Raw genomic sequence first — 24,630 nt, 5'->3', positions numbered from 1 at the left:
CGTTAGTGCCGATACCTCTGTTTTATAACGCGAGGAAAAAGTATGACGACCATTCAGGCTTCAACCCAACAGATTCAAACCAGCGGCGCGAGTGGAACTTCGAGCAGCAACGATATCGCTACGCAAATCACCCGCATTCTCGACAAGATCAAAAAGCTGACTCAGCAGTTAAAAGAGCTGGCGAACAGCCCCATCAGCACCGATGAGAAGAAAAAGCAGCAGGAACTTATTCAGACCCAGCTCAAAGTGCTGCAGGCACAGCTCGCCGCGCTGCAGCGCCAGCAGGCCGAAGAAGCCCAGAAGAAGCAGGATCAAAAGCTGGGCAAAGTGGAAGGTGTGAATAACCCTTCAGACAATAATCAGATTGATATCTACATCTAATCTTCTGATGCGTTAAACAGTGGGTCGCGTATGCGGGCTTCGGTTAATCGTTGTGCCTGGATACGCACCACTTCCCAGATAGCCTGCGCCGCCCCCGAGAGTGAGCGATTTTTTCGCCGCACCAGCATCAGCTTTCGCTCAACAACGGGCGTTAATCGCTTGACGGCCAGCCGGCTTCCCTGCGGCAGGGGAAGCGCCAGGGCGGGCAACACGCTGATGCCAATGCCGGCTTCTACCATGGGAAAAAGCGTCGCCGGGTGACCAATCTCCTGCACGATCGTTGCCTTTACGCCCTGATTCACCAGCGCGGAATCAATCAGCGGACGGCTGCCCGAGGCATAATCCTGTAAAACCAGGTTCGCGCCCGTCAGGGACTGCCAGCTGACCTCCGGCAACGTGGCCAGCGGGTCGTCGTCACGGCAGAGCAGCAAAAAGGGCTCGGAAAGTACGCTTTCGCACGCCAGATCGCTCGCCTGGCCGGGATCGATAACGATACCAAAATCCACATCTCCCTGGCGGATGCTCTCCAGCACCCACTGCTGCGGCCTGTCATGCAGGACAAAATCAATGTCCGGGTAGCGATGACTTCCCTCGGCAATACATTGCGGGATAAGGTGTGCAGAGATTGTCTGACTGGCCGCGACGCGCACGGTCCCCGAAAGCTGCTGCCCCAGCCTCCCCACGTCTCTGAGCGTGCTGTTCAGCTCATCCAGCAATCGTTCAAGACGCAGGGCGAGCTGCTGCCCTGCTTCGGTCAGCACCACTTCACGGGTTGTGCGGTCAAGCAACTTCACCCCGGTCTGATTCTCAAGCTCTTTCACGCTGTGGCTGACCGCCGACTGGCTCAGGCCAATCATCTCCCCTGCCCGGCTAAAGCTGCGGGCGTGAGCGACGGTGACGAAAATACGAAGCTGGCGTAAGGAGTAATTCATCTGTTTCATTCATGAATGGATGCAATAAATCAATTTTATTTCTCAAATGGAAAAAAGCACAATAGCGACATCTGTTTTCAGGAGTCATTATGAAAATATTTCGTATTGTTGATCCGTTTACTCTCACCCTGGTGGTTACCGTTTTACTGGCCTCGTTCTTCCCCGCCCGCGGGGGCTTCGTCCCGTTTTTTGAAGGGCTGACGACGGCCGCCATCGCACTGCTGTTCTTTATGCACGGCGCAAAGCTCTCGCGCGAAGCGATTATTGCCGGCGGTAGCCACTGGCGGCTGCATCTCTGGGTGATGTGCAGCACGTTCATTCTGTTCCCAATCCTCGGAGTGCTGTTTGCCTGGTGGGCGCCGGTAAACGTCGACCCGGCGCTCTACACCGGTTTCCTGTATCTCTGTATTCTGCCGGCTACCGTACAGTCCGCCATTGCCTTTACCTCTCTCGCCGGAGGGAACGTTGCGGCCGCGGTCTGCTCGGCATCGGCATCCAGCCTGTTAGGGATTTTCGTTTCCCCGCTGCTGGTGGGCCTGCTGATGAACATGCACGGCGCGGAAGGCAATCTCGAGCAGGTTGGAAAAATTTGCCTGCAGCTGCTGCTGCCGTTTGTCCTGGGGCATCTATCCCGTCCATGGACCGGGGCGTTCGTGGCTAAGCACAAGAAATGGATCTCAAAAACCGACCAGTCGTCGATTCTGCTGGTGGTCTATTCCGCCTTCAGTGAAGCGGTTGTGAACGGGATCTGGCATAAGGTGGGCGCAGGTTCGCTGCTGTTTATCGTGGTGGTCAGCATCGTCCTGCTGGCGATTGTGATTGCGGTAAACGTCTTTGTGGCACGCAGGTGCGGCTTCAGCAAAGCGGATGAAATCACCATTGTGTTCTGCGGTTCGAAAAAGAGCCTGGCTAACGGTATCCCGATGGCCAATATTCTATTCCCGACCTCGGTGATTGGGATGATGGTGCTGCCGCTGATGATTTTCCACCAGATCCAGCTGATGGTCTGCGCGGTGCTGGCGCGTCGCTACAAGCGCCAGACCGAAAAGCTGGCGCAGGAAGAGACCCGCGCCGCGAAGGCTTAAGGACGTTTCAGGGGCTGAACCAGCTGGGTCAGCCCCTCGGTTTTGATCAGTAACGTGATAGCCATCAGCTCGCCCAGTCGCCCTGCCGGGAATTCATCCTTACGGGCAAACCACAGCAGATACTCCTCCGGCAAATCAATCAGCCTGCGGCCCTTGTATTTACCGAACGGCATCTCCGTATTGGCTATTTCAACGAGCTGTTCTTTCTCCACGTTACTCTCCTAACAGACGCATCATTTCCGCTTCGTCGATAACCTCAATGCCGAGCTCCTGGGCTTTCGCCAGCTTAGAGCCCGCCGCTTCCCCGGCGATCACCAGGTCGGTTTTCTTCGACACGCTGCCCGCCACTTTGGCCCCCAGCGCCACCAGGCGCGCTTTCGCATCGTCGCGTGAAAGCTGGCTCAGGCTGCCGGTCAGGACTACCGTTTTACCGGCGAACGGGCTGTCGATCTCTTCGGCGTTAACCACTACCGGCGCGGGCCACCTGATGCCCTCTTCCAGCAGCTTGCCGATGACTTCACGGTTGCTCTCTTCGGCGAAGAAGTTAAAGACGTGCGTGGCGACCACAATGCCAACGTCAGGGACTTTCTGCAGCTCGTCGATGCTTGCCTTTTCCAGCGCCTCCAGCGTTCCAAAGTACGCCGCCAGGCCCGCTGCCGTCGCCTCACCCACTTCACGAATGCCCAGCGCGTACAGGAAGCGGGCAAAGGTCGTCTCTTTGGCGGCTTCCAGCGCGTTAACCACATTCTGGGCTGACTTTGGCCCCATGCGATCCAGACCGGTCAGTTTACCTGCCGTCAGCCTGAAGAGATCCGCTGGCGTATGGACATACTCTTTCTCAACCAGCTGATCGATAATCTTGTCGCCCATGCCGTCGACGTCCATCGCCCGACGGGAGACGAAGTGCTTCAGCGATTCTTTACGCTGCGCACCACAGATTAAGCCCCCAGTACAGCGCGCCACCGCTTCACCTTCCACACGCTCAACGTCGGAGCCGCACACCGGGCAGTGGGTCGGGAAGACGATCTCGCGCGTATCGGCAGGACGTTCCGACTCCACGACGTTAACCACCTGCGGAATAACGTCGCCCGCGCGGCGAATCACCACTTTGTCACCAATGCGCAGGCCGAGGCGTTCGATTTCATCGGCGTTATGCAACGTGGCATTACTCACCAGCACGCCCGCAACCTGCACGGGCTCCAGACGGGCGACCGGGGTAATCGCCCCCGTACGGCCAACCTGGAACTCCACATCGCGAACGACGGTCATCTGCTCCTGAGCAGGGAACTTAAACGCCACCGCCCAGCGCGGCGCGCGCGCCACAAAGCCTAGCTGCTCCTGCAGCGCCAGAGAATTCACCTTGATGACGACGCCATCAATATCAAAACCGAGCGTCGGACGGTCCTCTTCCACCTTGTGGTAGAACGCCAGCACCGCTTCCGGCGAGTCGCAGAGCTGAACGCGGTTGCTCACCGGCAGGCCCCACGCTTTAAACTGCAGCAGGCGTCCGAGGTGCGTATCCGGCAGCTCGCCGCCCTCCAGAATACCGACGCCGTAGCAGAAGAAAGTAAGCGGTCGCTTCGCGGTAATACGCGGGTCAAGCTGGCGCAGAGAGCCTGCCGCCGCATTACGCGGGTTAGCAAACACCTTCCCGCCGGTGCGACGCGCCTCGTCGTTAATTTTCTCGAAGCCCGCCTGGGGCAGGAACACCTCGCCGCGCACTTCCAGACGCGCGGGAATGTTGTCACCCTGCAGCTTCAGCGGGATCGCGCGGATGGTACGCACGTTGGTGGTGATGTCTTCGCCCGTCGTACCGTCGCCACGCGTTGCGGCACGCACCAGCACACCGTTTTCATAGAGAAGACTGACCGCCAGGCCATCCAGCTTGAGCTCGCAGCACCAGGTGAGGGAGTCGCTGCTTTTCAGGCGATCCTGCACGCGCTTGTTAAACGCGAGGAAGCTCTCTTCATCGAAGACGTTATCCAGCGACAGCATCGGCACCTCATGGCGCACCTGGCCGAAAGCGCCCAGCGGCTCAGCGCCGACGCGCTGGGTAGGGGAATCCGGCGTGATAAGCTCCGGATGCTGCGCCTCTAATTCGCGCAGCTCGCGCATCAGGCGGTCATATTCCGCATCCGGGACTTCCGGCGCGTCCATAACATGATAGAGGTATTCATGATGGCGAAGCGTGGTTCGCAGTTCAGTGAGTTGTTGTTCGATTGAGTCCATATCGCACCATCAATGAGAAAAAACCCCCGACAGGCGGGGGTTGAGGAGGAGTTGAAGTAAACGCGACGATTACGCGTTAGCTTCCTTAACTTCGCGGATGCGGTCCTGATACTCGCGCAGCTTCTGCGGGGTCATCATTCGACGCTGATCGTCGAGCACCACGCCACCGACTTCGTCAGCGATGTGCTGAGCGGACTGCAGCATCAGCTTAAAGTTTTGCAGTTCATCGCCGTAAGAAGGCACCTGCATAAAGATAGTGACGCCCGGGGTCACGAAATCACCGGTCATTTCCGGATCAAAGGTGCCAGGGTTAACCATGTTGGCCAGGCTGAACAGCGCCGGACCGCTACCGTCAGGGCTCAGATGGCGATGGAAAATGTTCATATCGCCAAACTTGAATCCTGCCTGTTGAATACTGTTGAGCAGCACGTCACCGTTAAGATGGCTGCCGTGATGCGCGGCCACGTTCATGATGATCACCGCTTCTTTACGCTGCGGTTTTTCAACAACCGGCTCTGGTTCTACAACGGGCTCAGGCTCAACGTGTAGAGCCGGAGCAGGCTGAGGCGCAGGCTGTACGTGAACAGGCTGCTGCGGTTGTTGTACCGGCTGAGCAGGCTGTTGCTGCACGGGCTGCTGCACCGGTTGCTGTTGAACCGGCTGTGGCGCAGCAGGCTGCTGATAGACAGGCTGTTGCGGCGGCTGGCGCACCGGTTCTTCCACAGGCTGCGGCGCTGGCTGGCGCGGCTGTGCAGAAGCATAAGGCGGTTGATACTGGTGCTGCGAAGGACGAGGCGCTTCATGCTCCCCATGGCCTGCGCTGGGCGCAGTATTGACCCGATGAACACGAACTTCACCCACGCCGTCGTCATCGCTGCCGTCGATGTCATCTTCACTGTCATCGTCGTCACGACTGGACTTCATGCGCTTCAGTGGGCGATCGCGAAACATCGAGGAACGCTCTTTACGGCTGGTCCAGAAACCATGTACCAGTAAAGCGATTATGGCGATCGCGCCAACAATGATTAATATCAGACGCAAATCCTGCATCATTATATTCTCTGTTGTTCTAACACCTTGCCACCACGGCAAACATTTACTCACTAAGAGTATTTGCCGTTTACGTCAAGTGCAAGTGTGTGCAGAGCATTCACAGCATAAAGATGAAGGAAATCGTGCTTTTTGCTGGTTTTTCGAACATTTCCGAACTGGTCATTGCTCCGTAAGTGGATAATATAGGCGGGCAATTCCACTGGTTGTGTAAAAAGGAGTACAGCCTGTCTATGGTTTCAACATCTTCTTCTCCCCCGCGCAGCGGCGTCTGGTATTTTTCTCAGGGCTGGAAACTGGTCTCCCTGCCGGGGATTCGACGCTTCGTGATTCTGCCGCTGTTGATCAACATTATTCTGATGGGCGGCGCGTTCTGGTGGCTATTCACAAAGCTGGAGAGCTGGATCCCGTCGCTGATGAGTTACGTTCCGGACTGGCTGCAGTGGCTTAACTACCTGCTCTGGCCGGTGGCGGTGATCTCCGTGCTGCTGGTGTTTGGGTACTTCTTTTCGACAATTGCCAACTGGATAGCCGCACCGTTTAACGGTCTGCTGGCGGAACAGCTGGAAGCGCGGCTTACCGGTGCGACGCCGCCGGACACGGGCGTGCTGGGGATCATGAAAGACCTGCCACGCATCATGAAGCGCGAGTGGCAGAAGTTTGCCTGGTACCTGCCCCGCGCGGTCGTGCTGCTTATCCTCTATTTTGTGCCAGGCATTGGCCAGACGGTGGCGCCGGTGCTGTGGTTCCTGTTCAGCGCCTGGATGCTGGCCATCCAGTACTGCGACTATCCGTTCGATAACCACAAGGTGCCGTTTAAAGAGATGCGCACTGCCCTGCGCAGCCAGAAGGTCGCCAATATGCAGTTTGGCGCGCTGACCAGCCTGTTCACCATGATTCCCTTCCTGAATCTGTTCATCATGCCCGTCGCCGTCTGCGGCGCGACGGCGATGTGGGTCGACTGCTACCGTGCTAAGCACGCGTTATGGAAATAATGCAAAAATGTGTAAAGCAGGGGTGGCTTATGCCGCCCCTTATTCCATACTGATCCCCATTATTTCCTTGCAGTATATAGATATGCGAATTCCTTACTTCCCCCTACCTGCTCAACAGGTATGCTGGGTCGGTATCCCAATTTCATACAGTTAAGGACAGGCCATGAGTAAGATTTATGAAGACAACTCGCTGACTATCGGTCATACGCCCCTGGTTCGACTGAACCGTATCGGTAATGGACGCATTCTGGCGAAGGTCGAATCACGTAACCCGAGCTTCAGCGTAAAATGCCGTATCGGTGCAAACATGATTTGGGATGCTGAAAAACGTGGCGTACTGAAGCCTGGCGTTGAGCTGGTGGAACCGACCAGCGGCAATACCGGTATCGCTCTGGCCTATGTTGCCGCCGCGCGTGGCTACAAGCTGACGCTGACCATGCCAGAAACCATGAGCATCGAGCGTCGTAAGCTGCTCAAAGCGCTGGGCGCGAACCTGGTGCTGACCGAAGGCGCGAAGGGCATGAAGGGCGCCATTCAGAAAGCTGAAGAGATTGTGGCCAGCGATCCGGCGAAATATCTGCTGCTGCAGCAGTTCAGCAACCCGGCTAACCCGGAAATTCACGAGAAGACCACCGGTCCGGAAATCTGGGAAGATACCGACGGCCAGGTTGACGTCTTTATCTCCGGGGTCGGTACCGGCGGTACGCTGACCGGCGTGTCACGCTATATTAAAGGCACAAAGGGTAAAAAAGACCTGATCACCGTTGCCGTTGAGCCAACTGACTCACCGGTTATCACCCAGGCACTGGCGGGTGAAGAGCTTAAGCCAGGCCCGCATAAAATTCAGGGTATTGGCGCAGGCTTCATTCCGGGCAACCTGGATCTGAAGCTGATCGATAAAGTGGTGACTATCACTAACGAAGAAGCCATTTCTACCGCGCGTCGCCTGATGGATGAAGAAGGCATTCTGGCGGGTATCTCTTCCGGTGCAGCCGTTGCGGCAGCGCTCAAGCTTCAGGAAGATGAAGCCTTTACCAACAAGAATATTGTGGTTATCCTTCCTTCTTCGGGCGAGCGTTACTTGAGCACCGCACTGTTTGCCGATCTGTTTACCGAAAAAGAGCTGCAACAGTAGTGCCAGCATGTTAATAACGCGTAAAAAAGCACCTTTTCAGGTGCTTTTTTGTGGCCTGCTTCAAACTTTTGCCCCTCCTGGCATTGCTTCACCCCGTTGGGTCTGGTATTTAAACCAGCAATTATTTTGATGCGTGAAATTAATCGGTGAATGAAATAGCCTTGCTGAATCGATTTTATGATTTGGTTCAAGTCTTGCTTTCGCTGCATAATGTTTAATGACGATCGAAACGTCAGCGCTAACAATACAGGCTAAAGTTCAGTCGCCAGGCTAGACTTTAGTTCCACAACACTAAACCTATAAGTTGGGGAAATACAATGTTCCAGCAAGAAGTTACCATTACCGCTCCGAACGGTCTGCACACCCGCCCTGCTGCTCAGTTTGTTAAAGAAGCAAAAGGCTTCACTTCTGAAATCACTGTGACTTCCAACGGCAAAAGCGCGAGCGCAAAAAGCCTGTTCAAACTGCAGACTCTGGGCCTGACTCAGGGCACCGTTGTCACCATCTCTGCAGAAGGTGAAGACGAGCAGAAAGCAGTTGAGCATCTGGTAAAACTGATGGCTGAGCTCGAGTAAGTTTCCGGGTTCTTTTAAATATCAGTCACAAGTAAGGTAGGGTTATGATTTCAGGCATTTTAGCATCCCCGGGTATCGCTTTCGGCAAAGCACTGCTGCTGAAAGAAGACGAGATCGTCATCGACCGGAAAAAAATTTCTGCCGACAAGGTTGATCAGGAAGTTGAACGTTTTCTGAGCGGTCGTGCCAAGGCATCTGCGCAACTGGAAGCAATCAAAACTAAAGCTGGCGAAACTTTCGGTGAAGAAAAAGAAGCCATCTTCGAAGGGCACATCATGCTGCTCGAAGATGAGGAGCTGGAGCAGGAAATCATAGCCCTGATTAAAGATAAAGGCATGACGGCCGACGCGGCTGCGCATGAAGTTATCGAAGGTCAGGCAACTGCCCTGGAAGAACTGGATGATGAATACCTGAAAGAGCGTGCGGCTGACGTACGTGACATCGGTAAGCGCCTGCTGCGCAACATCCTGGGTCTGGCCATCATCGATCTGAGCGCGATTCAGGATGAAGTTATCCTGGTTGCCGCTGACCTCACCCCGTCTGAAACCGCACAGCTGAACCTGAAAAAGGTCCTCGGTTTCATCACCGACGCGGGTGGCCGTACCTCACACACCTCTATCATGGCGCGCTCTCTGGAACTGCCTGCCATCGTGGGTACCGGTAGCGTCACCTCTCAGGTGAAAAACGGCGACTATCTGATTCTGGATGCCGTAAACAATCTGGTTTACGTCAACCCAACCAATGAAGAGATCGATAAACTGCGCGCGGTTCAGGAGCAGGTTGCGACTGAAAAAGCGGAACTCGCTAAGCTGAAAGACCTGCCAGCCATCACCCTGGACGGCCATCAGGTAGAAGTGTGCGCAAACATCGGTACCGTCCGCGACGTTGATGGCGCTGAGCGCAACGGTGCGGAAGGCGTAGGTCTCTATCGTACAGAATTCCTGTTCATGGACCGCGACGCGCTGCCAACGGAAGAAGAGCAGTTTGCTGCCTATAAAGCCGTGGCTGAAGCGTGTGGTTCTCAGGCGGTTATCGTCCGTACCATGGACATCGGCGGCGACAAAGAGCTGCCGTACATGAACTTCCCGAAAGAAGAGAACCCGTTCCTGGGCTGGCGTGCAATCCGTATCGCGATGGATCGTAAAGAGATCCTGCGTGACCAGGTTCGCGCGATCCTGCGTGCCTCTGCTTTCGGTAAACTGCGCATCATGTTCCCGATGATCATCTCTGTTGAAGAAGTGCGTGCACTGAAGAAAGAGATCGAAATCTACAAACAGGAACTGCGCGACGAAGGTAAAGCGTTTGACGAGTCAATCGAGATCGGCGTGATGGTGGAAACACCTGCGGCGGCGACCATTGCGCGTCATTTAGCCAAAGAAGTTGATTTCTTTAGTATCGGCACCAATGATTTAACGCAGTACACCCTGGCAGTTGACCGTGGTAATGATATGATTTCACATCTCTACCAGCCAATGTCACCGTCCGTACTGAACTTGATCAAGCAAGTTATTGATGCTTCTCATGCAGAAGGTAAATGGACTGGCATGTGTGGTGAGCTTGCAGGCGACGAACGTGCTACACTTCTGTTGCTGGGTATGGGTCTGGACGAATTCTCTATGAGCGCCATTTCCATCCCGCGCATTAAGAAGATTATCCGTAACACGAACTTCGAAGATGCGAAGGTGTTAGCAGAGCAGGCTCTTGCTCAACCGACAACGGACGAGTTAATGACGCTGGTTAACAAGTTCATTGAAGAAAAAACAATCTGCTAATCCACGAGATGCGGCCCAAATTACTGCTTAGGAGAAGATCATGGGTTTGTTCGATAAACTGAAATCTCTGGTTTCTGATGATAAGAAAGACTCCGGAACTATTGAGATTGTTGCTCCGCTCTCCGGCGAGATCGTCAACATCGAAGACGTGCCGGATGTAGTGTTTGCTGAGAAAATCGTTGGTGATGGCATTGCTATCAAACCAACTGGCAACAAAATGGTTGCTCCAGTTGACGGCACCATCGGTAAAATTTTTGAAACCAACCATGCGTTCTCTATCGAATCTGATAGCGGTATCGAACTGTTCGTTCACTTCGGTATCGACACCGTTGAACTGAAAGGCGAAGGCTTCAAACGTATCGCGGAAGAAGGCCAGCGTGTTAAAGTTGGCGACCCGGTAATTGAATTCGATCTGCCACTGCTGGAAGAAAAAGCCAAGTCTACCCTGACGCCGGTTGTTATCTCCAACATGGACGAAATCAAAGAACTGATCAAACTGTCTGGCAGCGTCACCGTGGGTGAAACTCCGGTTATCCGCATCAAGAAGTAATTCTTGCCGCACAGAAAAATGGCGCCTTCGGGCGCCATTTTTGTTTATGCCGGTAGGATAAGCTCGTCGTAGCCCTTCGACTGGGTATAGAGCATCACGTCAGTCACCCGATCGCCGGCCATGCGAATGGCATCGGCAACGGTTTTCCCCTCAACAATTCCGCTCACCAGCTCTGAACAGAACAGGTCGCCCGTCCCTTTCAGATCGGTTTCTACGCGCGGATGCGCGCTGACGGTCACGCCTTCATTCGTCACCAGCACCACGTGGATGTTTTCCGGTTCATCGGCCACCGGCGCGCTGGTGATAGCCACCCATTTCAGGCTATCGGAGAGCAGTCCTTGCGCCGCCGCGATGGCGCTTTCGGGCGTACGGCACGGTTTGCCGCTTAACACCTCCAGCTCATAGACGTTTGGTGTGATCCCCTGCGCCAGCGGCAGCAGGTGCTCCCGATACGCCTGCGGGATCTCGGGCTTGACGTACATACCGCTGTCGATATCGCCGATAACCGGGTCGACCAGCACCAGAAGGTCAGGATGCTGCGCTTTGACCGCCTTCAGCCATTGAGCCAGCAGGACGATCTGGCTGGCGCTGCCCATATAGCCGGTGGTGACCGCTTTAAGCTCGCGCAGGATCTCGCGCTCTTCCAGTGCCTTAAGATAGCCGCTGAACCACTCGTCGGGGATCACCCCACCATAAAACGTGTCGTAATGCGGCGTGTTGCTAAACAGTACCGTCGGCACGGCGGTGACGTTCAGCCTGTGGGTACGAATATTCGGTACCGCAATGCTGTTCCCCACGCTGCCGTAAACCACCTGCGACTGCACTGCGACAATGTCGGTTTGCTGCGCCCGGGTGTTATCCCGGAATAGAATCATCTCCATGACGCTTAAATCCCCGCCCCCTGCGAATAACTCTCTTCACCAAAGACGCCGGTAGACAGATAGCGATCGCCGCGATCGCAAATAATCGCCACTACTACCGCCCCCGGGTTTGCCTGCGCCACCCGAATCGCCCCCGCTACCGCGCCGCCCGAGCTGACGCCGCAGAAGATACCTTCGCGCACGGCCAGCTCACGCATGGTATTTTCCGCCTCGCGCTGGTGAAGATCCAGCACCTGATCCACCAGCTGCGCATTAAAGATGCCGGGCATATACTCCGCCGGCCAGCGGCGAATCCCCGGAATGCTGCTCCCCTCTTCCGGCTGGAGGCCAACGATGGTGACGGCTTTTTCCTGCTCGCGCAGAAAACGCGATACCCCGGTAATGGTGCCTGTGGTGCCCATGCTGGAGACAAAATGGGTGATACGCCCGTCGGTTTGCTGCCAGATTTCCGGGCCGGTGGTGGTGTAGTGCGCGTACGGGTTGTCCGGGTTGTTGAACTGATCCAGCAGTTTACCTTCACCGCGCCCGGCCATCTCCAGCGCTAAGTCGCGCGCGCCTTCCATTCCCTGCTCTTTGGTCACCAGAATCAGCTCGGCCCCGTAGGCACGCATCGCGGCGCGGCGCTCCTGGCTCATGTTGTCCGGCATCAGCAGCTTCATGCGGTAGCCTTTCAGCGCGGCAATCATCGCCAGGGCGATACCGGTGTTGCCGCTAGTGGCCTCAATCAGCACGTCGCCTGGCTTAATTTCTCCACGTTTTTCGGCCTGGACAATCATCGACAGCGCCGCGCGGTCTTTCACCGACCCCGCCGGGTTATTGCCTTCGAGTTTGACCCAGATTTCGCTGCCGTTGTCCGGACCCATACGCTGAAGCTTGACCAGAGGAGTGTTGCCGATGGTGTGTTCTAGTGTATTCATGATCGCTGTCCAATAAAAAGCCCGGTGGCGCTTCGCTTACCGGGCCTACAGACGTCATATTGTAGGCCGGGTAAGCGCAGCGCCACCCGGCAAAACTACGTAATCCTAACCTATCAGGCTGACTCCGCCAGAGCAATATCCTCGCGCGTCTCGATGCGCTCCTTCCCGTGATAAATACGGGCGTGCTGCAAACCAACAAACAGGCGCTCCCCCCGGTGCGGCGGCACGTCGTCGCGCATGACCACGGTCAGCGGCTCGGTATACCAGCCCAGCGGCTGTACCACCAATTGGGTGTAGTGACCTTTAGGGCTAGCTTCCAGCACCTGCACCGGCAGCGGTGAATCCAGGCTGGTTCGGCGGCTCACGTCCACTTCCCACGGACGCAGGAACAGATCGACCGGCCCCTGATGCGCGGAGGTATAGCCCAGCGGCCAGCGGTGCGCGCCAACGTGGAACTGTCCGCCGCGAATAGTGCCCTGCAGACGGTTTACCTCGCCCATAAACTCCAGCACGAAGCGGGTCGCCGGCTCACGCCAGAGCTGCTCCGGCTCGTCAACCTGCTCAATGTTGCCCTGGCTCATGACCACCACGCGATCCGCAACTTCCATCGCCTCTTCCTGATCGTGGGTCACGAAGACGCTGGTGAACTTCAGCTCTTCATGCAGCTGGCGCAGCCAGCGGCGCAGCTCTTTACGCACCTGCGCATCCAGCGCGCCGAAGGGTTCATCCAGCAGCAGAATTTGCGGCTCAACGGCCAGCGCGCGCGCCAGCGCCACGCGCTGTTTCTGCCCGCCGGACAGCTGGGCCGGGAAACGATCCGCCAGGTGAGCCAGCTGCACCATCTCCAGCAGTTTGGTCACTTTCGCCTTAATGGTTGCCGCATCCGGACGTTCGCGACGCGGCAGCACGGTCAGGCCAAACGCGATGTTGTCGAACACGGTCATGTGGCGGAACAGCGCGTAGTGCTGGAACACAAAGCCTACTTTACGATCGCGGGCGTGCAGACGGCTCACGTCGGTGCCGTGGAAGCGGATGTGCCCGCTGGTCTGATGCTCAAGCCCGGCGATAATACGCAGCAGCGTGGTTTTGCCCGAGCCGGACGGCCCCAGCAGCGCCACCATTTGTCCGGAAGGGATATCCAGCGAGATATCATTCAGCACCTGGGTGCGACCAAAAGACTTCTTAATATTGGCAATCTCAATGCTCATGATTTCCCTCCTGATGCTGACGTTTTTCCTGATTTTCTAAACGCCACTGCACCACACTCTTCAAAAACAGGGTCAAGATGGCCATCAGCGTCAGCAACGCTGCGGCAGTAAACGAGCCGATGGTGTTGTAGTCCTGCTGCAGCAGCTCAATCTGGAGCGGCAGCGACAGGGTTTCACCCCGGATGGAGCCGGAGACGACGGAAACGGCACCGAACTCACCAATCGCGCGGGCGTTGGTCAGCACCACGCCGTAAAGCAGCGCCCAGCGGATATTCGGCAGCGTCACGCGACGGAACATCTGCCAGCCGGACGCGCCCAGCAGCACCGCCGCTTCGTCTTCGTTGCTCCCCTGGCTTAACATCACCGGCACCAGCTCACGCACCACAAACGGACAGGTCACGAAGATGGTGACCAGCACCATGCCCGGCCAGGCGAACATGATCTGCAGGTTATGCTCGTCCAGCCAGCCGCCCAACGGGCCGTTGGAGCCGTAAAAGAGCAGGTACACCAGACCCGCCACCACCGGCGATACGGCGAAAGGAATGTCCAGCAGGGTCAGCAGCAGCTGACGTCCCGGGAAGTTAAAGCGGGTTACCAGCCAGGCCAGCAGGGTCCCGAACACGAGGTTCACCGGCACGGTGATCAGCGCAATCAGCACGGTCAGCCAGATGGCATGCAGCATATCCGGGTTCGCCAGGTTTTCCAGCGCGGGCATCAGCCCCTTGCTGAACGCCTGAACGAAGATATAAACCGTCGGCACGACGAGAATGAGGGCGGAAACCAGCACGCCCGCCCCAATCAGAAACCATTTACCCCAGTTGATGCGGGGTGCATCGTATCGCTTCAATTGCGTAACTTCCGCCATCAGTGACCTACCACACGTCGACCAAAGCGACTTTGCAGAGTGTTAATCGAGTACAGCAGCAGCAGCGAGGCCGCCAGGATCACCGAGGCAATCGCGCTCGCCGCCGGATAATCAAACTCCTGCAAACGGATGAAAATCATCAGCGAGGTGACTTCTGTTTTCCAGGCGATGTTCCCGGCGATAAAAATCACCGCGCCAAACTCACCGAGGCTGCGGGTAAACGACAGCGCAACGCCCGCCATCAGCGCAGGAGAGAGCTCCGGCAAAACCACCTTGCGGAAGCTCTGCCAGCGCGTGGCGCCGAGCGTTTCCGCCGCTTCTTCGTATTCCGGACCCAACTCTTCCAGCACCGGCTGCACGGTACGAACCACAAACGGGATGCTGGTAAAGGCCATCGCCACCGCGATACCGAGCCAGGTGTAGGTCACTTTGATGTCAAATTTCGCCAGCCACTCGCCGTACAGCCCGTTCACGGAGAAGAGCGACGCGAGGGTTAAGCCCGCCACCGCCGTCGGCAGCGCAAACGGCAGATCCATCAGGGCGTCAAGCAGCGTGCGACCCGGGAAGCGATAGCGGGTTAAGATCCACGCCATCAGCAGGCCAAACACGCCGTTAAAAATGGAGGCAACAAACGCCGACAGCAGCGTCACCTTGTAGGCCGCCACCACCTGCGGGTTGGTGACCACGTCCCAGTACTGCGCCCAGCTCATCTGAGCAAGCTGCATCACCAGCGCGCTGAGCGGCAACAGCAGGATCAGGCAGACGAACAGCAGGCTGGTCCCGAGGCTTAAGGTAAAGCCCGGCAGCACGCGTTTTGTCGAAACTGCAAACATTACTTATGCCCCGCCGCCAGCAGTTTGTCTAACTCACCGCCGCTGGCAAAATGCGTTTTCATCACATCAGGCCAGGAGCCGAAATGATCTTCCACGCGGAACAGCGCGGTCTGCGGGAATTTGTCTTTCAGTTTGTTCATCACGTCCGGGTTATTCACGCGATAGTAATAATCGGTAATGATGGTCTGCGCCTGCGGGCTGTACAGGTAGTTGAGGTAGGCTTTTGCCGCTTTCTCGGTACCGTTCGCCTGCACGTTTTTATCCACCCACGCCACCGGGAACTCGGCCAGGATGTTGGTTTTCGGGATAACGACCTCGAAGCCCTGCGCTTCGTACTGTTTGCGGATATTATTTACTTCCGATTCAAAGCTGATCAGAACATCGCCGAGACCGCGCTCCGCGAAGGTCGTTGTCGCCCCGCGGCCGCCGGTATCAAACACTTCGACGTTTTTCAGGAACTGGGTCATGAACTGCTCGGTTTTGGCTTTATCGTTACCGTCAGCCTTGTCCGCCGCGCCCCACGCGGCTAAATAGGTATAACGCGCGTTACCGGAAGTTTTTGGATTAGGGAAAATCAGCTTCACGTCGGAACGCACCAGGTCGCTCCAGTCGTGGATATTCTTCGGGTTGCCCTTACGCACCAGGAAGCCCATGGTGGAATAGAACGGGGAGCTGTTGTTCGGCAGTCGGCTCTGCCAGTCCGCTGGGATCAGCTTGCCTTTGTCGTGCAGGATCTGCACGTCAGTCACCTGGTTGTAAGTCACCACATCTGCTTTCAGGCCCTGCAAAATCGCCAGCGCCTGCTTGGACGATCCGGCGTGGGACTGTTTGATGGTCAGCTTGTCGCCGTTATTGTCTTTCGCCCACTGCTGTTCGAACGGTGGATTAAGGGCGGCAAACAGCTCGCGGGAGACGTCATACGAACTGTTCAACAGTTCAGTCGCCTGCGCCTGTGCCACCAGCAGTAAACCTGCCAGCGCCAGAGTTCCTTTTTTCAGTACAGTAACGGCCATTGCGCACCCTTATAAATGTGATGACTATCTTATAGTCATAATATTTATAACGGGGATGAAAGGAGTAACGGTTTTATATACCGTTTGGTGATTTAGAAGCAGAAAAGGGAATAAGGGTGAGGCCTGATGCCTTCACCCCAGCCCTCTCCCACAGGGAGAGGGAGAAAGGCCATTACAGCGCCAGCAGACACTCAACGGACGGCGCAAAGTAGTAGCCGCCGGTTACCGGTTTGGTGAAGCGCAGCATGGCGTCGCGCTTGCCGTCGGTATCGCCGAACATGCTCAGCAGCTGCTGCTCAATGTTATAGAGGCGCGCGCAGTAGGCGCAGAAGTAAAGGCCGAGCGTGCCGCTGGCGGTACCGTACGGCAGGCTCTGGCGAACAATCTTCAGCCCTTTGCCGTCTTCTTTCAGGTCAACGCGGGTCAGGTGAGAGGTAACGGGACGGTCGTCGCCGTCGATCTCTTCGTTGGCTTCTTTAGTACGACCAATCATCATTTCCTGGTCGTGCACGCTCATGCGGTTAAGCTGCTTGAGGTTGTGCTCCCAGCGCTGCACGAACACGTAGCTGCCGCCCGCGTCCACGCCGTCTTTGATTACCGCGACTTCACGACGCGTCTCTTCGCCCGCCGGGTTTTCGGTGCCGTCGACGAATCCGCTTAGATCGCGCTCTTCCACCCAGCGGAAGCCGTGAACCTCTTCCTGCACCTCAATGCTGTCGCCAAAGGCCGCTACTGCCGCCTGGGCAACGGAGAAGTTCACGTCGTGACGCAGGGAGAGAATGTGGATCAGCACGTCGTACTGGGTTGCCGGAGCCAGACCTTTGCCGTAAGGGATGAAGTCTTTCAGCTCTTCCGCCCCTTCGCCACCGCTCAGCTGACGCCAGACGTTATTGCCAAAGGCAACAACGGCGCCGAGGTGCGCTTCCGGGAATTTGGCCTGGAAGGTAGCCAGCTTATCAACAAACGCTTTACTGGCCGCACGCAGGGCATCCACGTCCCCTTTAACATTGGCTTCAATCCAAATCGCCGCGCGGCAATGTTCTGGCAAAATGCCACTCTGAACCTGAGACATCGCTCCTCCTGAAATAAAGATGCCACGTCAGCGTGGCATTGATGGCGGCTATTATACCCGGATTTCAGCGAGGCGGTTTGTTCAGGCGCAAATTACTGCTTCCAGAGTATTTTGCTCACTTTCCAGCTCCTGAGCGTGTCGTCAGACGGCATCAGACCTTCCGGGCCGCTCCAGGTTCCGGTGAAGACATAGCTGATGTGCTGGCTGCCTTCAGCCTTACATTCCACCGCGACCTTGTCGTCAGACGGCAGGCTGGTGCAGTTGCCAAAGGCCTGCTTATAAAGGTCGCTGAACGGCGTACCCACCTTCACACCGCTCGCCGTCGGAATATCTTCATCCATCACAGCGATACGGTTTACGGTGCCTTTGTCACCGTTAATCACCAGCGCCAGCTTGTCGCCTTTCAGCGCTTCGTAATAGCGAACAATATTGCCATTCTCCGTTTTCATGCCGCTGCGCAGGCGGTAATCGCTGCTGAGCGCATCCTGAATAGCGTCATGATCCAGCGACGTCGCGGCGGTAATTTTCCCCACGCCCTGCTCGGTCACTTCCGTTGATGAGCCAAACCAGTTCCACGGATACGCGGCTGACCAGTTAATGGAGGAGAGCGTCGAACAGCCGGTCAAGGCCAGCGGGAGAGCGCATAAAAGTAAACGCAGCGATTTCATTGAAACGTCCTTTCTTGTTAAATCAACGCTTGTTGGAGTGCGGCATCGGCAAAAAGTGCCGGATTAATCATCCTGATGCGCAAAACAGGCGCGAAGACGCGGGTTGGTCAGCAGCCACAGCAGGGCCACAATATCTGCAACCACCAGCGCAACGCCGGTGCCCGTCGGCGGTTCACCGTACCACCAGAGTACCGGCTGCCAGAAGAGCAGCGCAACCTGGGCGAGGATCAGCAGCCAGCGAAGCGCGCGCCAGAAACGTGGGATCGCATGCCGTCGTCCGCTGCACAAAAAAGCGACCACCGCCGGTACGCCCGGCAGTAAGCCGAGCCAGAAGGCGTCGTGATCGGGATAAAAGAGATTCAGCAGCGTGTCGCCCTGCCCGCGAGACGCGGCGGCCATCACAAACAGCACCCAGGTCCGGGCCTGGAGCAGCATAACGCACCAGAATAAAAAGGGCAGCCTGACGCGGCCCTGCGCGTCATAGTCTGCCGGATGGATCTCAGTACTCTTCATCTTCGATCAGACGCTTTCCTAAACTCAGCACGTCGGAATGCTCGTAGCCCAGACGCTCATACATGCCCAGCACCACGTCGTTATCTTCCCGTACCATGATCTGGATTTTCGGGCAGCCGCGGGCGATCAGCTTCTTCTCGAGCCGGTTCAGCAGCGCATTGGCAATGCCGCGGCCACGGTATTCCGGGTGGACGCCCAGATAATAGGCCGAGCCGCGGTGGCCGTCATAACCGCCCATGACCGTCCCCACAACCTCGCCATTGACTTCCGCGACCAGAAACAGACTGACGTCGTGATTCAACTTACGTTCGATATCCATTTCCGGATCGTTCCACGGACGCAGCAGATCGCAGCGCTCCCAAAGGGTGATCACCTCTTCGAAATCTTCCTGGCGAAAAACGCGTATCTCCATGGTATTAACCGCCTTTTCGGGTTTAAAAACAGTGATTATGGCGCGAAGCTCGCCTTTCGCCAATAACCGGGGAAAATCTCGCCAAAATTTGGCATAATGTCACTTTGTCACGTATTGAAATGAAAAGTAAAACAATTCTCAACATGGACTGTCGTAACGGGAAACACGATACGATATAACACCAGGACCCCATTTTTTAGTATTCAGGCCGCATGAGCACATTCAAACCATTAAAAGCACTCACATCGCGTCGTCAGGTTCTCAAAGCGGGGCTGGCGGCCTTAACGTTAACGGGCATCGCAAAGCAGGCTCAGGCGAAAGACGAGAGCACGCTCAAAACCAGTAACGGACACAGCAAACCGAAAACCAAAAAGCCGGGCGCGAAGCGTCTGGTAATGCTCGACCCGGGCCACGGCGGTATTGATACCGGCGCCATCGGCAAAAACGGGTCGAAAGAAAAACACGTCGTGCTGGCAATTGCAAAAAATGTGCGCGCAATTTTACGCAGCAACGGCATTGACGCCCGTCTGACGCGCTCTGGCGACACCTTTATTCCGCTGTATGACCGCGTTGAGATCGCCCACCAGCACGGTGCGGATCTGTTTATGTCGATTCACGCCGACGGCTTTACCAACCCTTCTGCGGCAGGCGCCTCGGTGTTTGCACTCTCTAACCGTGGTGCCAGTAGCGCCATGGCAAAATACCTCTCCGACCGCGAAAACCGGGCGGATGAAGTCGCCGGGAAAAAAGCCACCGACAAAGATCATCTGCTACAGCAGGTGCTGTTCGACCTCGTGCAGACGGATACGATTAAAAACAGCCTGACGCTCGGCTCGCATATTCTGAAGAAGATTAAGCCAGTGCATCGTCTGCACAGTAAAGGCACCGAGCAGGCGGCATTCGTGGTGCTGAAGTCGCCGTCCATCCCGTCCGTGCTGGTGGAAACGTCCTTTATTACCAACCCGGAAGAAGAGCGGCTCCTCGGCACCACGGCGTTTCGTCAGAAGATCGCCAACGCTATCGCCTCCGGCATTATCAGTTACTTCAACTGGTTCGATAACCAAAAAGCGCACTCCAGGAAACGTTGATGAAACCCGATGCTCAACTGGTCAAAACCTTCCTGCTGCAGCTGCAGGATGAGATCTGCCAGAAACTGGCTGCCGCAGACGGCGGTGAATTTCAGGAAGATAACTGGCAGCGCGAGGCCGGAGGCGGCGGGCGCAGCCGCGTGCTGCGAAACGGCGGCATCTTCGAACAGGCAGGCGTGAATTTTTCCCACGTTCACGGCGACGCCATGCCCGCATCTGCGACGGCGCATCGTCCTGAACTGGCGGGCCGCAGCTTCGAGGCGATGGGCGTCTCGCTGGTAGTGCACCCGCACAACCCGTTCGTGCCCACCAGCCACGCCAACGTGCGCTTTTTCATTGCGGAAAAACCAGGCGCCGACCCGGTCTGGTGGTTCGGCGGCGGTTTCGATTTAACGCCATACTACGGCTTCGAAGAAGATGCCGTGCACTGGCACACCACCGCGCGGGATCTTTGCCTACCGTTTGGCGAAGACGTCTACCCGAAATTTAAAAAGTGGTGCGATGACTACTTTTACCTGAAGCACCGCGACGAGCAGCGCGGCATCGGCGGGCTGTTCTTTGATGATCTCAACGCGCCTGATTTTGATACCGCGTTCAGCTTTATGCGCGCGGTAGGCGAAGGCTATACCGACGCCTATCTGCCGATTGTCGAGCGCCGTAAAAATACCGACTACGGCGTGCGCGAGCGCGAGTTCCAGCTTTACCGCCGCGGGCGCTACGTGGAGTTCAACCTGGTGTGGGATCGCGGGACGCTGTTCGGCCTGCAGACCGGCGGGCGCACGGAGTCGATTCTGATGTCGATGCCGCCGCTGGTACGCTGGGAGTACTGCTACGAGCCAAAAGAAGGCAGCCCGGAGGCTGCCTTGCGTGAGTTTATTCAGGTTCGGGACTGGGTGTAGCCCTTATGCCCTCTCCCTTTGGGAGAGGGTAAAAATTACAGCGGCTGCGTCTGCGCCTCAACCACCGCCAGCGCCACCATATTCACGATACGACGCACGGAGGCAATCGGCGTTAACACGTGCACCGGTTTCGCCACGCCCATCAGTACCGGCCCTACGGTCACCCCTTCAGAGCTGGAGACGCGCAGCAGGTTATAGCTGATACGCGCCGCTTCCACGTTCGGCATAATCAGAATGTTGGCCGATCCCTTCAGCGGGCTGTCCGGCATACGTTCGTTACGGATGCTTTCCACCAGCGCGGCATCGCCGTGCATTTCCCCGTCAATCATCAGCTCCGGCGCACGCTCGCGCACCAGCTCCAGCGTCTGACGCATTTTGCAGGCCGCCGCGGATTTAGACGAACCAAAGTTAGAGTGCGACAGCAGCGCCACCTTCGGCTCAATACCAAAGCGACGCACGGTCTCGGCGGCCATCACCGTGATTTCCGCTAGCTCGTCCGGGGTCGGATCGTCGTTAACGTAGGTGTCCGCAATAAAGGTGTTGCCGCTCGGCAGCAGCAGCGCGTTCATCGCCCCGGCGGTATGGACGCCGTCGCGATAGCCGAAGATCTCCTGCACCACGCTAAAGTGCTCGTGGTAATCGCCGATGGTGCCGCAGATCAGCGCGTCCGCCTCGCCGCGATGCACCATGATCGCGCCGATCACCGTCGTGTTGCTGATGACGGCCTTCTGCGCCTGTTCCTGGGTGATCCCCCGGCGCTTCATGATCGCGTAGTATTCGCTCCAGTACTCTTTGAAGCGCGGATCGGATTGTTGTTAACGATCTCGAAGTCGACGCCCGGCTTAATCTGCAGGCCCAGCTTCTGGATACGCATTTCAATCACGCTCGGACGACCAATCAGGATCGGCTTCGCCAGGCCTAAGGTGATCAGCTCCTGGGTGGCGTGCAGCACGCGCGCCTCTTCCCCTTCCGCCAGCACCACGCGCTTCGCGTCGGCGCGGGCCTGAGAGAAGATCGGCTTCATGAACAGGTTCGTTTTATAGACAAACTCGGTGAGCTTATCGACGTAAGCGTCGAAATCGTGAATCGGACGCGTCGCCACGCCGGAGTCCATCGCCGCTTTGGCCACCGCTGGGGCAATCTTAACAATCAGACGCGGGTCGAACGGTTTTGGAATGATGTAGTCCGGACCAAAGCTCAGATCCTGATCGCCGTACGCGGACGCAACCACTTCGCTCTGCTCGGCGTGGGCCAGCTCCGCGATGGCGTGAACGGCGGCAAGCTTCATCTCTTCGTTGATCGCCGTTGCGCCGACGTCCAGCGCGCCGCGGAAGATGAACGGGAAGCAGAGCACGTTGTTGACCTGGTTAGGGTAGTCCGAACGGCCGGTACAGATAATGGCGTCTTCACGCACCGCTTTCGCCAGCGGCGGCAGGATTTCCGGCTCAGGGTTCGCCAGGGCCAGGATCATTGGCGCACGCGCCATCTTCTTCACCATCTCCTGGGTCAACACTTTCGGACCGGAGCAGCCGAGGAAGATATCCGCGCCGTCAATCACGTCGTCCAGGGTGCGCTTACCGTCGTCGTCGACCGCGTACGCCGCTTTGGTTTCCGCCATGTTCGGCTCGCGGTCTTTATAGATAACGCCCTTGGAGTCGCAGACCACAATGTTGTGTTTCTGCATACCCAGCGCCACCAGCAGGTTCATACAGGCGATGGCCGCGGCGCCTGCGCCAGAGACCACCATGCGCACGTCGGAGAGATTTTTCTCTACCACGCGCAGGCCGTTCAGAATCGCGGCGGTGCTGATAATCGCGGTGCCGTGCTGGTCATCATGGAACACGGGAATGTTCATACGCTCGCGCAGCTTCTGCTCGATATAGAAACATTCCGGCGCTTTAATGTCTTCCAGGTTGATCCCGCCGAAGGTCGGCTCCAGCGCGGCCACCACGTTGATGAATTTGTCAGGATCGAGTTCATCCACCTCGATATCGAACACGTCGATACCGGCGAATTTCTTGAACAGCACCCCCTTCCCTTCCATCACCGGCTTACCGGCCAGCGCGCCGATGTTGCCCAGCCCCAGCACCGCCGTGCCGTTAGAGATCACGGCGACAAGGTTGCCGCGCGCGGTATATTTGTAGGCCGCCAGCGGGTCTTTTTCGATTTCCAGACACGGGGCTGCGACGCCCGGCGAATAGGCCAGCGCCAGATCGCGCTGGGTTGCCAGCGGCTTGGTTGGGGAGACCTGGATTTTGCCCGGGACAGGGAACTCGTGAAAATCGAGGGCACTCTGTTTCAACTGCTCATCCATCTTATTTTTCCTTTCACGTATCGGTCAAAAGGGTGACGTAAGCGATCCTGATGCACACCCTGGTGTGCCGCCTAGTATCGCCTCAGGCCGCCTCCTAAACTTTGAAGGCAGCCAAACTCTCACCATCACACATTAAAAATTGTTATCAATTTATAACAGCCATGTTACCCGTCTCAAAAGCAATGCCTCCCCCGTCTGCTATGCTTTTTTGTTAAGTCCATCATGATTTTTCCAGAAGTGTGAACTAACGCACTCATCTAACTCTTTTATTTCCAAGGAGTAATTATTTATGAACCAGCTAGACGGCATCAAAAAATTCACCACCGTGGTTGCAGACAGCGGCGATATCGAGTCAATTCGCCACTATCAGCCGGAGGACGCGACCACTAACCCTTCGCTACTGCTCAAAGCTGCAGGGCTTGCCCATTTTAGCCATCTGATTGATGACGCCATTGCCTACGGTAAACAGCGCGGGAAAACGCAGGAGCAGCAGGTCGCCGAAGCCAGCGACAAGCTGGCGGTTAATTTTGGTGCGGAAATTCTTAAAAGCATCCCGGGCCGCGTCTCGACCGAAGTCGACGCCCGCCTCTCGTTCGATAAAGAAAAGAGCATTAATAAGGCGCGTCGCCTGGTGGAACTGTACGAGGAGCAGGGGATCGATAAATCACGCATTCTGATCAAGCTGGCGTCCACCTGGGAAGGCATCCGAGCGGCTGAGGTGTTGGAAAAAGAGGGCATCCACTGCAACCTGACCCTACTGTTCTCGTTTGCCCAGGCGCGCGCCTGCGCTGAAGCGGGCGTGTTCCTCGTCTCGCCGTTTGTCGGGCGCATCTACGACTGGTATCAGGCGAAACAGCCGATGGATCCGTACGTGGTGGATGAGGATCCGGGCGTGAAATCGGTCCGTAATATCTACGACTACTACAAACAGCACCGCTACGAAACTATCGTGATGGGGGCCAGCTTCCGGCGTACCGAGCAGATCCTCGCCCTGGCAGGCTGCGACCGTCTGACCATCTCCCCTAACCTGCTCCAGGAGCTACAGGACAAAGAAGAAACGGTGATCCGCAAGCTGGTGCCGACCTCCACCGTTCTGCCAAAACCGAAAGCCATGACCGAAGCGGAATTCCGCTGGGAGCACAATCAGGACGCCATGGCCGTGGAAAAACTGGCGGACGGCATCCGCCAGTTCGCCGTCGACCAGCGCAAACTTGAAGATCTTCTCGCCGCCAAACTTTAACCT

The 24,630-nt window shown here is 56.7% G+C and carries 24 protein-coding genes and 1 pseudogene; 10 read left to right on the top strand and 15 right to left on the bottom strand.

Annotated features, from left to right (window positions below; translation table 11 throughout):
• Window positions 1-42: 42 nt before the first annotated feature.
• Complete coding sequence (locus FOY96_RS05745) at window positions 43-381, top strand: FlxA-like family protein (protein ID WP_039263694.1); 339 nt, start codon at window positions 43-45, stop codon at window positions 379-381.
• Here FOY96_RS05745 and FOY96_RS05740 read toward each other — a convergent pair.
• The gene (locus FOY96_RS05740) at window positions 378-1,313 is read right to left on the bottom strand and encodes a LysR family transcriptional regulator (protein WP_033146568.1); all 936 of its coding nucleotides are present in this window, start codon (window positions 1,311-1,313) and stop codon (window positions 378-380) included. The genes FOY96_RS05745 and FOY96_RS05740 overlap by 4 nt on opposite strands.
• Window positions 1,314-1,402: 89 nt before the next feature.
• Here FOY96_RS05740 and FOY96_RS05735 point away from each other — a divergent pair, with 89 nt between their 5' ends.
• Window positions 1,403-2,398 carry a bile acid:sodium symporter family protein gene (locus FOY96_RS05735; RefSeq protein ID WP_143346634.1) on the top strand — a complete coding sequence of 332 codons (996 nt, stop codon included), beginning with the start codon at window positions 1,403-1,405 and terminating at the stop codon, window positions 2,396-2,398.
• Here the strand turns inward: FOY96_RS05735 and FOY96_RS05730 are convergent.
• The 3 genes from FOY96_RS05730 to zipA all read right to left on the bottom strand — a co-directional run bounded on the left by FOY96_RS05730 (window position 2,395) and on the right by zipA (window position 5,680).
• Window positions 2,395-2,610 carry a DUF3820 family protein gene (locus tag FOY96_RS05730; protein ID WP_003861328.1) on the bottom strand — a complete coding sequence of 72 codons (216 nt, stop codon included), beginning with the start codon at window positions 2,608-2,610 and terminating at the stop codon, window positions 2,395-2,397. The two genes, FOY96_RS05735 and FOY96_RS05730, sit on opposite strands and share 4 nt — an antisense overlap.
• A 1-nt stretch (window position 2,611) precedes the next feature.
• Complete coding sequence (ligA, locus tag FOY96_RS05725; protein WP_143346633.1) at window positions 2,612-4,627, bottom strand: NAD-dependent DNA ligase LigA; 2,016 nt, start codon at window positions 4,625-4,627, stop codon at window positions 2,612-2,614.
• A gap of 69 nt (window positions 4,628-4,696) precedes the next feature.
• Window positions 4,697-5,680, bottom strand: a complete 984-nt coding sequence (zipA, locus tag FOY96_RS05720) for a cell division protein ZipA (protein WP_143346632.1) — start codon at window positions 5,678-5,680, stop codon at window positions 4,697-4,699.
• Between the two features lie 230 nt (window positions 5,681-5,910).
• Between zipA and cysZ the strand changes: the two genes are divergently transcribed.
• The 5 genes from cysZ to crr all read left to right on the top strand — a co-directional run bounded on the left by cysZ (window position 5,911) and on the right by crr (window position 10,704).
• Window positions 5,911-6,672, top strand: a complete 762-nt coding sequence (gene cysZ / locus FOY96_RS05715; RefSeq protein ID WP_039263698.1) for a sulfate transporter CysZ — start codon at window positions 5,911-5,913, stop codon at window positions 6,670-6,672.
• Window positions 6,673-6,835: 163 nt separating this feature from the next.
• Window positions 6,836-7,807 (top strand): cysteine synthase A, encoded by a 972-nt coding sequence (gene cysK / locus FOY96_RS05710; protein ID WP_014884739.1) that lies wholly within the window; start codon window positions 6,836-6,838, stop codon window positions 7,805-7,807.
• 317 nt (window positions 7,808-8,124) lie between these two features.
• The gene (gene ptsH / locus FOY96_RS05700) at window positions 8,125-8,382 is read left to right on the top strand and encodes a phosphocarrier protein Hpr (protein WP_000487600.1); all 258 of its coding nucleotides are present in this window, start codon (window positions 8,125-8,127) and stop codon (window positions 8,380-8,382) included.
• Window positions 8,383-8,426: 44 nt separating this feature from the next.
• Window positions 8,427-10,154 carry a phosphoenolpyruvate-protein phosphotransferase PtsI gene (ptsI, locus tag FOY96_RS05695; protein WP_023332954.1) on the top strand — a complete coding sequence of 576 codons (1,728 nt, stop codon included), beginning with the start codon at window positions 8,427-8,429 and terminating at the stop codon, window positions 10,152-10,154.
• Window positions 10,155-10,194: 40 nt separating this feature from the next.
• Window positions 10,195-10,704, top strand: a complete 510-nt coding sequence (gene crr / locus FOY96_RS05690) for a PTS glucose transporter subunit IIA (protein ID WP_003861316.1) — start codon at window positions 10,195-10,197, stop codon at window positions 10,702-10,704.
• A gap of 44 nt (window positions 10,705-10,748) precedes the next feature.
• On the opposite strand, the gene pdxK is transcribed toward crr, so the two are convergent.
• From pdxK to FOY96_RS05640, 10 genes are all read right to left on the bottom strand, one after another.
• Window positions 10,749-11,585 carry a pyridoxine/pyridoxal/pyridoxamine kinase gene (gene pdxK / locus FOY96_RS05685; protein WP_143346631.1) on the bottom strand — a complete coding sequence of 279 codons (837 nt, stop codon included), beginning with the start codon at window positions 11,583-11,585 and terminating at the stop codon, window positions 10,749-10,751.
• 5 nt (window positions 11,586-11,590) lie between these two features.
• Window positions 11,591-12,502: a cysteine synthase CysM gene (gene cysM, locus FOY96_RS05680; protein WP_045355358.1), complete on the bottom strand. Its 912-nt coding sequence runs from the start codon at window positions 12,500-12,502 to the stop codon at window positions 11,591-11,593.
• Between the two features lie 113 nt (window positions 12,503-12,615).
• Window positions 12,616-13,710 (bottom strand): sulfate/thiosulfate ABC transporter ATP-binding protein CysA, encoded by a 1,095-nt coding sequence (cysA, locus tag FOY96_RS05675; protein WP_008501607.1) that lies wholly within the window; start codon window positions 13,708-13,710, stop codon window positions 12,616-12,618.
• Window positions 13,700-14,575 (bottom strand): sulfate/thiosulfate ABC transporter permease CysW, encoded by an 876-nt coding sequence (gene cysW, locus FOY96_RS05670; protein WP_023308733.1) that lies wholly within the window; start codon window positions 14,573-14,575, stop codon window positions 13,700-13,702. The genes cysA and cysW overlap by 11 nt, the downstream gene beginning before the upstream one ends.
• Window positions 14,575-15,408, bottom strand: coding sequence for a sulfate/thiosulfate ABC transporter permease CysT (gene cysT, locus FOY96_RS05665; protein WP_004123378.1), 834 nt, complete (start codon window positions 15,406-15,408; stop codon window positions 14,575-14,577). The genes cysW and cysT overlap by 1 nt, the downstream gene beginning before the upstream one ends.
• Window positions 15,408-16,421, bottom strand: a complete 1,014-nt coding sequence (locus FOY96_RS05660) for a sulfate ABC transporter substrate-binding protein (RefSeq protein ID WP_023344640.1) — start codon at window positions 16,419-16,421, stop codon at window positions 15,408-15,410. Before FOY96_RS05660 ends, cysT begins: the two co-directional genes overlap by 1 nt.
• A gap of 172 nt (window positions 16,422-16,593) precedes the next feature.
• A complete protein-coding gene (locus FOY96_RS05655; RefSeq protein WP_143346630.1) occupies window positions 16,594-17,493 on the bottom strand; it encodes a Dyp-type peroxidase in 900 nt (299 codons plus the stop codon).
• Window positions 17,494-17,585: 92 nt separating this feature from the next.
• Window positions 17,586-18,161 (bottom strand): RpoE-regulated lipoprotein, encoded by a 576-nt coding sequence (locus tag FOY96_RS05650; protein ID WP_143346629.1) that lies wholly within the window; start codon window positions 18,159-18,161, stop codon window positions 17,586-17,588.
• Window positions 18,162-18,224: 63 nt separating this feature from the next.
• A complete protein-coding gene (locus FOY96_RS05645; protein ID WP_143346628.1) occupies window positions 18,225-18,674 on the bottom strand; it encodes a DUF2919 domain-containing protein in 450 nt (149 codons plus the stop codon).
• Window positions 18,661-19,086 carry a GNAT family acetyltransferase gene (locus FOY96_RS05640; RefSeq protein WP_048974882.1) on the bottom strand — a complete coding sequence of 142 codons (426 nt, stop codon included), beginning with the start codon at window positions 19,084-19,086 and terminating at the stop codon, window positions 18,661-18,663. The genes FOY96_RS05645 and FOY96_RS05640 overlap by 14 nt, the downstream gene beginning before the upstream one ends.
• Before the next feature lie 212 nt (window positions 19,087-19,298).
• On the opposite strand from FOY96_RS05640, the gene amiA reads away from it, so the two are divergent.
• Together amiA and hemF are read left to right on the top strand one after the other, a co-directional pair.
• A complete protein-coding gene (amiA, locus tag FOY96_RS05630; RefSeq protein WP_023308739.1) occupies window positions 19,299-20,174 on the top strand; it encodes an N-acetylmuramoyl-L-alanine amidase AmiA in 876 nt (291 codons plus the stop codon).
• On the top strand, window positions 20,174-21,073 hold the full coding sequence (gene hemF, locus FOY96_RS05625) for an oxygen-dependent coproporphyrinogen oxidase (protein ID WP_039263704.1): 900 nt from the start codon (window positions 20,174-20,176) through the stop codon (window positions 21,071-21,073). Before amiA ends, hemF begins: the two co-directional genes overlap by 1 nt.
• Window positions 21,074-21,108: 35 nt before the next feature.
• Here the strand turns inward: hemF and maeB are convergent.
• Window positions 21,109-23,387 (bottom strand): annotated as a pseudogene (maeB, locus tag FOY96_RS05620) (NADP-dependent oxaloacetate-decarboxylating malate dehydrogenase).
• A gap of 289 nt (window positions 23,388-23,676) precedes the next feature.
• On the opposite strand from maeB, the gene tal reads away from it, so the two are divergent.
• Window positions 23,677-24,627 carry a transaldolase gene (gene tal / locus FOY96_RS05615; protein ID WP_033146157.1) on the top strand — a complete coding sequence of 317 codons (951 nt, stop codon included), beginning with the start codon at window positions 23,677-23,679 and terminating at the stop codon, window positions 24,625-24,627.
• The last annotated feature ends 3 nt before the right edge of the window (window positions 24,628-24,630 follow it).

It is taken from the genome of Enterobacter asburiae, assembly GCF_007035645.1.
Classification (GTDB): Bacteria; Pseudomonadota; Gammaproteobacteria; order Enterobacterales; family Enterobacteriaceae; genus Enterobacter; species Enterobacter asburiae_B.
Note: the sequence above shows the minus strand (reverse complement) of the source record. Positions and strands in the feature narration are given on the sequence as shown.